The sequence below is a fragment of the Microcoleus sp. BROC3 genome, from assembly GCF_036702515.1.
Taxonomy (GTDB): Bacteria; Cyanobacteriota; Cyanobacteriia; order Cyanobacteriales; family Microcoleaceae; genus Microcoleus.
The window spans coordinates 35,815-48,926 of record NZ_JAUBTQ010000040.1; the positions used below are offsets into that span (position 1 = coordinate 35,815).

Below are 13,112 nucleotides of genomic sequence, written 5' to 3' on the forward strand. Positions count from 1 at the left end.
AACTATCTAGTTGCCAAAGTTTACACCTTATTTCTGCTTTCTCCCTTCTTTCTGCGTCCTTCTCGGGCAATGGCTTTTAACTTAGTGTGAAAATCAGTGTGTTTGACAACTGGGAAGGATTTTGCCACAGGTTTGTCCGCTAATTGGCGATCGGCTTCGGCTCGATCTGCGAGGGCGGTAACATCCACATCTTCATATACTACAAATTCTGTATTTTCTTTTGTGCGATCGGCTGCGGGCAATTTTCCTGTTTCCTGGGCCTCTGTTGTCGGGACTTCTGCATCTGGCGCCAGATCGATTTCTGACTCGGACGGCCCAAGCAAATCTAACTCTGCGGCACCGATTTCCGATTCCTGGTTCGATAAAAGTATATCTTCATGTGGCAGTTGAGCATCAGTTTCAAGGGTTAAATTTTGAGGAAAATTGTTGCATACCAAGCGTTCAAACTCGTGATTGAAATGATAGAGAGGTTGGCCTATCCGGTGCCACATACTTAATAGCTGTCCGACAGAAACAGCCTTGTAGCGCCCTTGATAAAGCGCTTCAACCACTGCTAAACGCAGCCAATAGCCGGGATACTTAGTCAGCCATTCACCCGCCAATTTCTCTGCTTTTTTGCCACCTAGGTCAAAACCGTAGTGAACCAGCAGAGCCGCTGCTTGTGCAGATATTGCGGTCACTTCTGTCATGTGTTGTCTGTTGACTGTTGACTGTTGACTGTTATCTGTTGACTGTTGACTGTTGACTGTTGACTGTTGACTGTTGACTGTTGGTTCCAAATTCCCAATGACCAATTCCCAATGACCAATTCCCAATGACCAATTCCCAACTGAAATGCGGCAAGGGGTCGCCCGTACCGAAGGTTAACGGGTGGGGAATTGCCACCAACCAACAAACTGCCCGTTAGGGCATCCTTGTTTTTTTTAGATTCGGTACTCATAGCCATCAGCCCTTTGAATGGTTCTCAGGTATTTGGGGTGAACATCAAATCGTTGTTCTCTCAGCAATAACATGAAGTTCGGTCTAAATCTAATGGCGATTCTTCCTGTGTACTTACCTGCGTATTTACCCGACAGGATATCAGCTTTAACCATGTCTCCAGTGACAAATCCCATAAAGAATTTAGCCTTGGGAGCGTGACGTGCAGGAAAACCGTACTTGTCGGGGCGGCATCGCTGCCTAGTTCCGTGTCCCTTAGCTACGATTTTTAAAGGTTTTACGCCTTGTAGCAACAACTTTTCTGGGGTAGACGCGCCTACACAAGCAGCATCTGTCCAATGATGTTTCTCAATCCCTCTGGTCTTACGGTTAAACTTTGTGCGACCGCCAGTTCCTACCTCTACGGGTAAGCCTGTTGATTGAAGTCTTCTGTACAATTTCCCCCGAGTAGCGTTAACAGCCGTCGCATCTTTAAGAGATGCTTTTGTCTGCCTGAGAATCTTGCCCAGCAGGTCAGGTTTCTTCTTAAGGAACTGCTCAACAGGTAAGTTTCCCTTGGTTTCGTTACACTTTCGACAAGCCAGTGTTAGGTTAGTGACACGATTGCTACCTCCTTTTGACTTAGCAACAATATGTTCTATTTCTAATGGGAGATTCTCTGCACTACAGTAAGCACATTTTCTTCCCCATTTGGCGAGCAAATATTCCTTGACATCAAACCCGAATAACTCACCTCTTTGGTACTCTACTCCGTTAATCTCAGGGTTCTGAAGTTGTTGCAAATCGAACCTAACTAACTCCTGAGAGATTGCGGTAACTGGGCAAATCTTTCTAATTCGTCTAACCCAAGTTTCAATATTAGCGATTCGACTCTCAAGAGAAGGGGGTAGCCACTCAGCCTTACGGGATCTGTTTAAGAATCGAGGTTTGCGGTAACGGGTTTTACGGTTGCGGCGACCTCTTCTTAATGAAGAGCGAGACTCAAGGGAGTCTTTGATTTGTTGCCCTCGGTGGGAGATTTCTAAGGCATTGGTGACGCGCCCATTTTCTTCTTGAACAACAGCAATGCCCGTTGTTTGGCTGCCTGGGTCGATTTTGATTCGGTGCGGGTGAACTGTAGACTCCTCGACAGTTCTATCTTGCATGACGATGGTGAATGGATAGCGCTTAAATACTTTAGCCCTCCCTTTTTGAAGTAGCTCTCTTGCCCTTGCTGAATGACAGGGGTCAAGAGGATTGAGGTTTTTGTCTAGAACGAAAACTCGCATTACTTACGACTCTCAACTTGCGTTGGTAAAGTTTGCCTCGACAATGTTATTTGACCTTGATGGGTACAACTCACTGGTTTAACTCGTTACGCCTGTTTAAAATTGTACGAAAGAGCTACAAACTGGCACGCATTTGTAGGTTTCATGAGTCAAGTAACGTAGGTTACGAGAACCTGAGTCTGGTCAACTAGAGCAATTTCTGCGCTCCCGTCATACCCTTCGGGTATGACGGTGAGTTGTTGACTTGAATTAATCGGATAAACGCACGCCTCCTTCTACAGTTCGCGCGTCCCCGGAAAAAGGTTGGGGAGTCCCATTCCAGTTGAAGTCGCTAATTCTAAAAGTCAGGCTGCCGACTTGACGCTCAGGATTAAAACGCAAAATAATTGCGTAGCTGCGGCGGCTGTATTCTAAAGTGTAATTCGTACTGATTGTTTCCCCGCTTTCTAAATTAATAGCACTTTGAAATCCAACTCGAAAGCCTCCGTAAACTTGCTGGACAAGTCCAAAAGACAGGACTCTCAAATCTACTAAGCGATCGAATAAAAACGGCGATATACCGTCCCGTCCCACCTGGGTATAAGTCACGTTAAACCCAGTGTAATCGAGGAAAGGGCGGGAGAAATGACCGAACTGCCCTTGAATGCCGACACTGCCGGCGAGGGAATTTTGTCTGTCGCCGCTGCTGTAATAAGTGCCAACTCCCCGGAGTCCCAAGGCCAGTTGCAAGAAAGGAACCACCGGCGTCCGCGTATACCTCAAACCCTGGGTGGGAGTGCGAGGCAGCGGTTCGCCCTCCCACAGGTTGAAGCCGCGGCTTAAGGCGAAGCTGACTTGGGAACGGCCCAAATCGACGCGGTTGTTTTCCCGCACTGGTTCGAGCAAGTCTGCTCGATCGGTGTCAGCATTGATAAATTGATACCCGGCTTGGTAGCTGAGATTGATGCCCGTGCTTCCGAGTTGGATGACTGGGGAAGTGAGGACTGCCCCGAGACTGCTTTGCACGGTTTGATAGCCCAGAGAACCGTTAAACAGCCGATCGCGATAACTGTATTCTGCTGCCAGAGTGTGAGTGCCGATCGACTGCCGCAGGCGCAAATTTCCCCGAAAGCTGTCTTCCGGCAAATTCGGGAAATTCTCAAAACTCAGAAATATTGCCGATCCGTCGAGCCTGGTGCGCGGGCCCAGACTAGCGCCCAACCTCGCTTTCAGCCCGTAGCTGTCGGGAGAAAACGGATTACCGCCGTTCTCTGCCACGAGCCGCTGCAGGTAAATTTGGGGCGTCAGGGTCAGCCGCACCGGCCCGTTTTGCAAGACCTCAAAACCGCACTCGGCATACAAACCGCCTCTGTCTCCCCCGTCGTAACCAAAGGTCAAACACGGGCCGTTTTGCTGCCTGCTGTCAAACACTTGCCTGCGGGGATACACGGGTATTTTCACCCGGTTGTCGAACACCAAGCGGGGTTTAGTTGTGACCAATTCCTCTGCAGTGGGCGAAATCCTTCTAATCGTCGCCGTCCGGGCCCTGTATTCAAATTCCGGCGGGGAAAACGGATCGTTAGTAAGCCGAATGTTGGTTGCTACCCTCGCGCCGTCTGGCAGCAGTTCGATGCGTTCTGCTTCAAAGCGGACGCGGTTGACCGCGCCGACCACTTGGGGGGCTGCTAGCTGTCCGCCGCCGCCGAGAGTCACTGTAGCAGCGCCGGGGGATTTGACTCCGCGCAGGGGCTGCTGGCTGGTAATTCGATCGCTCAGCGGCTGTTCGAGAATCGTCCCGGCACTGATATCTGTCGGCAGTGTGGGCGTCAATTCGCTACCTGCTGCGGGCAGGAATATTTCGCCGCTGGCTTGTTCGACTGCGCCGCTGTTGAGGCCGAGATTGAACTCCATCCGCTGGCCGCGCACTACTTGTTGGCCGCGGGTATAGGCGACATTGCCGGATGCTACCACTTGGCGGGTGACTAAGTTGACGATCGCCCGATCGGCATCAATCACAGTTTGCCGGAACCGCACGACGACATTACCAACCGCCGTGACAATTTGCTGCTTGTCGTCGAATTCTTGGCTGTCAGCCTTAACTTCGATAGTATCGGCCGGACTCACCGGAAAAGGAACCGTCCGCCCAGAAGGCGCGGTGCGGACTCCCGGCGCGGCTGGTTTAGGTTTCGGTGTCGGCGCAGCGGGTGTTCTGGGTGCGGGGGCCGGGCCTGGTGCGGGAATGTCGAACTGCTGTTGCCCGCTGGGTGCTGGTTCTAGCGCGGGTTCGGGAACGGGAATTTCAGCAGGTTGGGGAGAGTTATCTTCTAACTGCCGGCCTTGGGCCTGATACCAACTTTCCTGCTTTCCGACAACATTCCTCTCCTGTTTTCTCTGCGCCTCTGCGGTTCGTTCCCGATTGCGAATCGCAATGGCATTTTCTACCGAACCCAATTGGTAAGCAGTAAACGAGGAATCTTTCGGAGTTTCCGCCGTTTCGGGTTCTCCCACAGGTGCCTGACGCTGAAATCCCAGAACTGCCTCGCCGCTTTCCACTGCTGCTAGGGGGTCGGCGATTTCTGGAGGCCGATCGGTGGCTGGCGTAGTGCCGAGGAGTGTGGCTGCGGGTTCTGCTGGGGCCGGTGTGGGTTCTGGCTGAACGATATCTGGGCTTGGTTCCGGTATTTCTGCGGGGTTGCGGAGGGTGTCTCCATCGCCGGCCGCGACAGTGAGGGCGACTTTTTTGGGCTTTGCGATGTAGATGATGCCAGGGGGTTCTGGCGGCGGTACCGGATAGGGCATAGTTACAACAGGTAAGTCATCCGATTTTAGATTTTAGATTTTAGATTTTAGATTTTATAGGGTGCAAATTATTGAAAATTTTTGCATCTAAAAGGCAACTGTTTAGACATTAATCTGACATCTAAAATTTGCAGTGGCTTTGGCGCGCCGAAAGATGGCTGATTTGAGAACTTGCTTTCGCCACAAGATCACCTCGCTGCTGGTGCGAGGTCAATCGATTTTAGATTTTAGATTTTAGATTAAAGAATTGAAGCATTGACCCCACGGATCAATTCGGGGGGCAAGTTTCATCGGATACAGGTTTTTTATTTCTGGACGGATGAATCCGGGGGCTTGTATCCTGGATGCTTTCGGTCAAGTTTTGTTCGACTAATTTTTGCGGGTTTGCGGGCTAGCTGGGGGGCTGCGGTGGCGTACCCCCCAGCCAGCGGGCGGGATAACTTGTTTATTCCATGTCTCTGCGGTTGGGGTTCCGGGCTGGGTCATTGGACAAAAATCCAAATATGAACAGGGAAACAAAAAATAAAACAACTACATTAACTACGATTTTGAGGGTTAGCACTGTGGGAGTCTCCAAAGATGGCATAATACTGAGCTGATTTGCTGCTGTTGCAGCAACTTTTTTATCATAAGCTAAAGATTAGTCAATTTTATCTTTGCTTTTGAGGATTTTTGGCAAGTTGATTTTTGCCCAATTCCATAGTTGCTCGGCGATGTTTTCTAGCCGCAGCATAACTCGATCGATCCATTCGAGCACTTGTTCTAGCGGGTGCTTAATGTATCCCATCGATTCTGCTTTTGTTTCTAAGTAGTCTCCATCGGGTGGGACGCCTGCGCTGGAATTTTTTGGTTCAGCAGCAGCGCGGGTTGCGGGGGTGTATCTGCTAGTTTGCGCGGTGATTGCTGCTGGGGATTGGTGGTTTTGTGCGGTGTTCGGGTTTGTGTTTTTTGGCACTTGGGTTTCCGGCGCGCGCCCTGGGGTTGATTCTGCTGCGAGTGCAGAGCTATTTTTTTGAGTAACTGCTAAATCAGATGCTGTTTGGGGTTGACTTTTTGGGCTTTTTGTCAGCAAGCTCTGTTTTAGCTGCCCCAGCAGGCGGTGAAGTGCTTCGGGGTAAGGGGAGATTGAGACTGCGGTCGATCGAGCTTCGGGCAATTCTCCTTCTTCTGCTATTTTATGCTTGACTTTGGCGCGGCTTTGTGCTGTTGCCTGGGGTTCGGAACTGTCGTCGATTAAATGCTGCGGTGCTGCTTCCCCGAATAAGTCTTGCCAGTTCAGCCACGGTCGATCGACCTCTGGGCTATTTTGTGTGTTTTCTTGTTCTTGTCGCTGTTTCAAATAATACTGAATTGCGACTGATTTCTCCGTATTATCGCTGGCTGCCGTTTCTTTGCCCAAAAGGTGGTCTACTGACGACCAAATCATTTGTTCGATGTTGCGAGCGTATTTTTCGATGATGTCGCGGGCGGACAAATCTAAATTGGTTTCGGTGCCGGATGTGTCAATTTTTACTCCGAGGTTTTCTGTGGGTGCGGCGATTGTTTTTGCCGAGGGCTGCAGGGTAAATTCTTCCAGGTTGACGGCGGCGCGATCGAGTAATGTAACAAAGGAGAGAGGACTAGGGGGTCGATCGAACTTGCTGTTAAAATTAGTTTCTAGTTTTGGGGTATTGCGGTCGATCGAATTCGATGCCGCAATTGACTGCAGTGCGGTTTTTGCTTCGATCTGCGCGCGGGCTTTTTGGACTAGGATGGCATTGCGGTCGATCGATTTTTTAACTGCGAGGATTGATTCTCCAAACTGATTTCTTTTCAGAGCAACCGGGCTCGTCTGAAGCCATGCCATCAATTCCCAAAAACGACGCATCGGCGGCAACTGCGCTTTTTTTGCGGCCGACTCCAAACCGAGATTAAATTTTAATTCTTTTTGGGTAATTTCCCGCCGTTCGGGCTCGCAGTTTGCTACTTCCCAAGTTATGCGACCTTCAAGCAGTTCCTGCTGTTCGGGTGTCAAAATATCTAATATCTGATTTTCTCTTCCGACCAATACTAAAGTGCGGGCTGGGATAAAACTGGCGATTCCCTCAACTTTCGGTTGCGGTTTTAATTCAGTTTTAGCCAGCGGGTGTTCTAAGACGGAAGTTGTTTGATGCTTTGTGATTTGTCCGCTAAAATTGATTGCCGGAGGTAAATCGCTAGCAGCATTTCCCTGATTAATTAACAGCGGGAAGCTGGCTAAAGTTTTCGCGGTTTGCGACGAGTTTAGCAAATTTTCGGCGAGGTGTAAAATTTCCGCGATCGAACTTTCGTCGGAAGTTTCCCCCTGATACCAATTTTGTGGCAAATCGGGGTTGTCGTCGCCACCAAATTCTTGCAATTCCGGTAAATCTACTTTTTGACTTGATTCCCGCAACTGTCGGCCTAGCAGTCGGGAACTTTGCACCAGCAAATAAGCTGGATAAAGCAGAATTTGGGTAGCCGTGAGAGTTGCTTCTTTAATTTGACGCCAAGTTCGATCGCAATTGTCAGCGACTTGGCGGGACTGTTTCGATATAAAATTTAATAGCCGGCTTTGGTATGGGCCGTAGTAACCGTTGGACATAAGTTTAATTATTGAATTCAGATTTTTGATTCGCGCCGGAACTGCTGAATATTGCTGTAAAATCAAAGCGAGATCGTAATCGCAGCTTCAAACCCTCTGAAACCTTTATTTCTTCGCGTCCTTCACGTCTTCGCGGTTCAATCCGATCTTTGATTAATACACAATTCCTATTTTAGCGAAATATGAGCGCTTCTGTGTCGCCTGCTAGCAACAATATTTCTGCCACTGTCGAAAAGTTGCGTCGCCTCAGTCAAGTGGAGGTTCAGTCTGGTTGGAGGTTCTGCGATTCTGACTCTGCTGTCTCTTCAGTAAATATTTGTAACAAGCCGATTGCCGAACTTAACGCCAAAGGACATATTGCTTGGCCGTCTGGGAAGCAAGTTTTGTATTTGGGCCAGCAATTTGTAATTCCTGACAATTTGCACGGCTATCCTGTGGTTGGTTTGCGGTTGCTGCTGGGTTTGACTTGGTGGGCAGAAGATGCTCAAATTTTTGTCAACGGCGAGTTAGTCGGACAGGGAGATTTATTTGATTTTGCCGATCGAGTTTTGTTGAGTTCGTCGGCCAATCCCGGAGATGAATTTTTAGTTATTTTGCGGTTGGTAAGTCCGGGTCACGATAACGGTGCTTTAGTGCGCTCGATTTGTTTGTACGAAGCTGCTGACTCTTCTTGTTTCGATCCGGGTTTTGTGGCTGCCGAATTAGAGATTTTGCAAAATTCGCTAAGTCGAAATTTAGAAAATGTAAATTTCCAATACCTCTCCAATGAAATAATAGCAAATCGCCCCATGTTTGTCAAGGGGGAAACGCTGAAATCTGAGATTGATTTGGCGCTTGGTTTGATTGATTGGTCGGTCGTGGGCGATCGCGAAAAGTTCGATCGCTCGCTGTCTGTTTTGCGGCACAATTTACTGGGGTATCTGCGGGCTTTTTGTGGGGATTTAGATGAGGGAACCGCAGAAATTCACAGGCGGGACGCCTGTTCCACAGAGGGCCCAGAGGGAGGAACAAGACAGGAGGTTCTTGAGGTTGGACAAAATAGCAACGCTACATCTATATATATAGGAGAAAGTGGTGATCTGACATCTTTTCCTGGGGATTTAGATGAGGGAACCGCAGAGGCCGCAGAGGCCGCAGAGGGAAGAATAAGGGATGAGGTTTCTCAAGGAGAAAATAGCAATCCGACATCTATATATATAGGAGAAAGCGACGAGCAGACCTCTATATATACAGGTAAAATCTATTTGGTCGGTCACGCTCATTTAGACTTAGCTTGGCTGTGGCCTGTCCCGGAAACTTGGGAAGCGGCAAAGCGAACCTTTGAGTCGGTATTGAAATTGCAATCGGAGTTTCCCGATTTGATTTTCTGCCATTCCACTCCGGCCCTTTATGCTTGGATGGAAGAACATCGGCCGGACTTATTTGCTGCGATTAAAAAACAGGTGGGGGCGGGTTGTTGGGAAGTTGTCGGCGGGATGTGGGTAGAACCGGATTTAAACTTGATTTCCGCTGAATCAATGCTGCGGCAAGTTTTTTACGGACAGCGTTATGCAAAAGAAAAATTTGGGGAATTGATGCGGGTAGCTTGGCTACCGGATACTTTCGGTTTTGGGTGGCAATTACCTCAGATTTTGCGGCAAGGTGGAGTTGATTATTTTGTGACGCAAAAGTTGCGGTGGAATGATACAACGGAATTTCCCCACGGTGCGTTTTGGTGGGAAGGGTTGGACGGTACTAAAATATTTAGCATGATGTCTGCTCCAATTGGGGAAAGTATAGAATCGGTGAAAATGGCAAGTTATGCTTTTGATTGGGAAGCTAAAACTGGTTTGCAAGATGCTCTTTGGTTGCCTGGGGTTGGCGACCACGGCGGCGGCCCGACTCGTGATATGTTGGAGGTGGCGAAACGCTGGAAAATGTCGCCTTTTTTTCCAAGGTTGGAGTTTGGGAAAGCGGTTGATTATTTGTCTTTGATTGAGAGTCAGTTTTTGCCGGAAGTTGCGGATGTCGAGTCTCAATCTAATGTATCGCAGCCGCAAAGTCGGGAAAATTTGAAACTTCCTCAAATTGCCGAAACTTTGTCGGATGTCGCATCTCCTAACTTGGTCGAAAATTTGCCGGAAACTCAAACGAAACAGCCGCCAAGCTTGGAAAATTTAAAACTTCGGAAAACAGCAGAGAATTTGTCGGGGTTCGGCGGTAACTTTTCCGGCAAAATGTCAAAATCAGAGCATGAATACCTTGATTTTCCCACTGAGATTGACAAGGAGAAATCCGAAGTAAAAAATTCCCCCACTCGCCCACTCGCCCACTCGCCCACTCTCCCCGTTTGGAAAGACGAACTTTATTTAGAATTCCACCGGGGTTGCTACACGACTCGTGCCGACCAAAAACGCCAAAACCGTCGCTGCGAAGAATTGCTCTACCAAGCGGAGTTGCTGTCTTCGCTGGCCACGATTTGTACTGGTGCGGTTTATCCGAAATCCGAGTTAGAATCTGCTTGGAAACAAATTTTGTTTAACCAGTTTCACGATATTTTGCCCGGTTCTGCGATCTCCCAAGTCTACGCCGATGCTAATCTAGCCTTTGCCGAGGTCGATCGCACTTGTCGCGACATCCTGCTAAAATCTTTGGATGCCATCTCGGCTCAAATTTCTCTGCCGAATCCTCCGCAGCCCGACGCTCAACCGATTTTGATTTTCAATACTCTCAATTGGTCGCGCTCTGAGGTTGTCGCCGTACCGCTTCCCGATTCTGTTGATTCAGCTTGGCAAATTTACGACTTGTCCCGACGGCGACTGGCTTCACAGATTGTCAAGGGCGATCGACTCGAATCGCAATCTAAACTATTATTCTGGGCAAATAATCTCCCCGCCGTTGGCTACCAGGTATTTTGGCTGTGTCGCGAAGACGCTCAAACTGTGGATAATGCGTCCGCGAGTCCAGAAACTGAAAAAAAGACAGAGTTATCAAAACTTACATACGGTATAGCACAAAAAAACCCAGTTAGTCAAGAAACGCATTTTGCAGCCGCAGAAATGGTTGTAGAAAATGAATTTATTCGGGCAACAGTAGACGGCAAAACTGGGAATTTATCCAGTATTTGGGATAAAGTAAATAACCGAGAAGTCCTGAATGCAGCAGGCGGCAATCAACTGCAAGCATTTCAAGACAGCGGCCAATATTGGGATGCTTGGAACATTGACCCAAATTATGAAAAACATCCACTACCAGCGCCGATACTGAAAGATATTTCCTGGATAGCACAGGGAGAAATACGGCAGAGTTTGCGCGTAGTCCGACAAATTGGTAAATCGGAGTTTTGCCAACATTATATAGTAGAAATAGGTTCGCCGCTGCTGAAAATCAAGACAGTTGCAGATTGGCAAGAAAAGCACGTTTTAGTAAAAGCAGCCTTTGGGTTAAATGTAGAAGCAGATTTTGCAACTTGCGAAATTCCCGGCGGTGCGATCGCACGCACAACCAAGCCGCAAACACCCGCCGAAAAAGCCAAATGGGAAGTGCCGATTTTGCGCTGGACTGATATCAGCAATGACGGTTTTGGAGTGAGTTTGCTCAATGATTGCAAATACGGTTGCGACCTTCAACCAAATCAAATTCGGCTGACTTTGCTTCGGGGCTCGACTTGGCCGGATGCACAAGCAGATGTAGGAGTTTCCGAATTTACTTGTGCAGTGTATCCGCATAGCGGAAATTGGCAGGATGCAGGCACAGTTCGGCGCGGGTACGAGTTGAATTTGCCGCTGCTAGTAAAGGTGTTGCCGGAGTTGGGAGAAAATCGAAACAACAGTTTACCCGCAGTTGGCAAGTTCTTGGATTTGTGGGCGGACAATTTAGTTTTGATGGCTTTCAAACAATCGGAAGACGATTCTAATGTGTGGATTTTGCGGTGTTGCGAATCCGAGGGAAAGGAGGCTGTGTTAAAATTCAATAGTGATTTGGGATTAGAGATTGTAGAGCCAGTAGATTTGTTAGAACGAGCGGCTAATTTGTCGGAAAAGCTGCCCGAAGGGCGAGGATTTAAGATAGAGCCTTGGAAAATCGCGAGTTTTGGAGTTGTAACGAACCGCGAAGGCGCGTTCGGCGAAGCCGTTCCCGAAGGGTAGGACGCGAAGGAAGAAGGGGAAGGGAAGAGATGAGGGGATTATTGGCTGGTTAAATGGTAAATTTAGGGTACTGTCGATCGCTCTAGGAATTCAAGCCAAAAATAAGCTATTCCCAAAGTAACTAAAGTCAGCGGCAGCCCGAACCGCAAATGCTCCTTAAAAGTCAGCCGATCGCCTGATTTCCCTGCAACTTCAGCTACAATTAAATTAGCCACAGAACCCAACAAAGTTAAATTCCCCGCTAGAGTAGAACCCGCCGCCAACAACAGCCAAGCTGACGTATCTGTTTTGACAATCACCGATTGCAGAACTAACACCGCCGGTACGTTAGAAATTAAGTTAGAAAGAATTACGGTAACTCCCAACAAACTCAGTGGTGTACCAGTCAAATGAGTTAAATTGTCCAACAAACCCAGTTGTTGAGTTGCTTTAGTCACCACAAACAATCCCGCAAACATCACGAGCAAATTCCAGTCAACGCCTTGCAAAATGCGATCGGACTTGACGCGCCTAGTAATTAACAATATACTGGCAGCTATCCAGGCAGATTCTGCTAAAGGTGCACCCGCTAAAAAAGCTACTAAAAGTCCTGCTGTCACCCACAAACTTTTTGCTAGTAAAGGTTTGAACAATCGATACCTGACTTGAGTAACCTCCGGCAAAGATTTGCAAGAACGCACTTCTGGATAAAGCAACCACAGCCAAGCTACTTGAACCAGCAAACAAATTAAAGCTACTGGTGCCAGAGACCGGGCAAATTCCAAATAACTAATTCCCGAAAAAGAACCGACGAGAATATTTTGCGGGTTGCCACTCACAGTCGCCACCGAACCTAAATTAGTTCCTCCGGCTAAAGCTAAAAGATAAGGGATAGGATTGAGAGACAAAGAGCGAGTCAGACTCAGCGTTAAAGGGGCCAGCAAAATAGCAGTAGTGTCGTTGAGAAAAAATGCCGATAGAATGCCGCTGCCAAAAGTAACTGCCACCATAATGCCGAAAGGAGAACGAGTAAAGCGAGTTAAAAACTCCAAAGCGAGTTGAAAAAAACCCGATGCTCCCAAAGCCGAATTAACGACCATCATTCCCAGCAAAAAAACGATCGTATTTGGGTCGATCGCCTCCCAAGCAGTTTTGAGGTTAAGTATTCCCAAAGCCACCGCAAAACCTGACCCGACAATTGCAACCGCCGCCCGGTTCATCCGCAGCCCCGGCAAATATCCCAAGCCGAATCCCAAGTAGGTCAGTCCCAATACTAGGTATTTGAGTGTTATCATATATACTTAAAACCCTTGATTGCCGCTTTTTTCCATTGTCTGGGATGCTAAAAGTACACACCGGGTAATTGCAGCTAAACCTCCTGGCATTGCAATTAGCGCGAAATATCGCCTGCAGACGGTC

Annotated in this window: 8 protein-coding genes; 1 reads left to right on the plus strand and 7 read right to left on the minus strand. The window is 48.3% G+C overall.

From position 1 onward, the window contains the following. Positions 1 to 20: 20 nt before the first annotated feature. The 6 genes from QUB30_RS23090 to QUB30_RS23115 all read right to left on the minus strand — a co-directional run bounded on the left by QUB30_RS23090 (position 21) and on the right by QUB30_RS23115 (position 7,587). The gene (locus QUB30_RS23090) at positions 21 to 689 is read right to left on the minus strand and encodes a hypothetical protein (RefSeq protein WP_333338030.1); all 669 of its coding nucleotides are present in this window, start codon (positions 687 to 689) and stop codon (positions 21 to 23) included. Next, positions 686 to 940: a hypothetical protein gene (locus tag QUB30_RS23095; RefSeq protein ID WP_333238475.1), complete on the minus strand. Its 255-nt coding sequence runs from the start codon at positions 938 to 940 to the stop codon at positions 686 to 688. The genes QUB30_RS23090 and QUB30_RS23095 overlap by 4 nt, the downstream gene beginning before the upstream one ends. After that, positions 924 to 2,207 carry an RNA-guided endonuclease IscB gene (iscB, locus tag QUB30_RS23100; RefSeq protein ID WP_333338033.1) on the minus strand — a complete coding sequence of 428 codons (1,284 nt, stop codon included), beginning with the start codon at positions 2,205 to 2,207 and terminating at the stop codon, positions 924 to 926. The genes QUB30_RS23095 and iscB overlap by 17 nt, the downstream gene beginning before the upstream one ends. A 249-nt stretch (positions 2,208 to 2,456) precedes the next feature. Then, positions 2,457 to 4,985 carry a DUF3769 domain-containing protein gene (locus QUB30_RS23105; RefSeq protein WP_333338035.1) on the minus strand — a complete coding sequence of 843 codons (2,529 nt, stop codon included), beginning with the start codon at positions 4,983 to 4,985 and terminating at the stop codon, positions 2,457 to 2,459. A gap of 445 nt (positions 4,986 to 5,430) precedes the next feature. After that, a complete protein-coding gene (locus tag QUB30_RS23110) occupies positions 5,431 to 5,547 on the minus strand; it encodes a photosystem II reaction center protein I (protein WP_039887172.1) in 117 nt (38 codons plus the stop codon). Positions 5,548 to 5,625: 78 nt separating this feature from the next. Continuing rightward, entirely contained in the window at positions 5,626 to 7,587 is a 1,962-nt protein-coding gene (locus tag QUB30_RS23115; protein WP_333338038.1) for a hypothetical protein, read from the minus strand. A 182-nt stretch (positions 7,588 to 7,769) separates the two neighbouring features. Here QUB30_RS23115 and QUB30_RS23120 point away from each other — a divergent pair, with 182 nt between their 5' ends. Beyond that, positions 7,770 to 11,714 carry an alpha-mannosidase gene (locus QUB30_RS23120; protein ID WP_333338040.1) on the plus strand — a complete coding sequence of 1,315 codons (3,945 nt, stop codon included), beginning with the start codon at positions 7,770 to 7,772 and terminating at the stop codon, positions 11,712 to 11,714. Between the two features lie 62 nt (positions 11,715 to 11,776). Here QUB30_RS23120 and QUB30_RS23125 read toward each other — a convergent pair whose 3' ends face one another. Continuing rightward, positions 11,777 to 12,988, minus strand: a complete 1,212-nt coding sequence (locus QUB30_RS23125) for an anion transporter (RefSeq protein WP_333338043.1) — start codon at positions 12,986 to 12,988, stop codon at positions 11,777 to 11,779. Positions 12,989 to 13,112: the final 124 nt, after the last annotated feature.

What these genes read in the sequence shown, in the direction of transcription:
- QUB30_RS23105 (WP_333338035.1), bottom strand. Translation starts at nt 4,985, where the DNA reads ATGCCCTATCCGGTACCGCCGCCAGAACCCCCTGGCATCATCTACATC.
- QUB30_RS23115 (WP_333338038.1), bottom strand. Translation starts at nt 7,587, where the DNA reads ATGTCCAACGGTTACTACGGCCCATACCAAAGCCGGCTATTAAATTTT.
- QUB30_RS23125 (WP_333338043.1), bottom strand. Translation starts at nt 12,988, where the DNA reads ATGATAACACTCAAATACCTAGTATTGGGACTGACCTACTTGGGATTC.
- QUB30_RS23095 (WP_333238475.1), bottom strand. Translation starts at nt 940, where the DNA reads ATGAGTACCGAATCTAAAAAAAACAAGGATGCCCTAACGGGCAGTTTG.
- iscB (WP_333338033.1), bottom strand. Translation starts at nt 2,207, where the DNA reads ATGCGAGTTTTCGTTCTAGACAAAAACCTCAATCCTCTTGACCCCTGT.
- QUB30_RS23090 (WP_333338030.1), bottom strand. Translation starts at nt 689, where the DNA reads ATGACAGAAGTGACCGCAATATCTGCACAAGCAGCGGCTCTGCTGGTT.
- QUB30_RS23120 (WP_333338040.1), top strand. Translation starts at nt 7,770, where the DNA reads ATGAGCGCTTCTGTGTCGCCTGCTAGCAACAATATTTCTGCCACTGTC.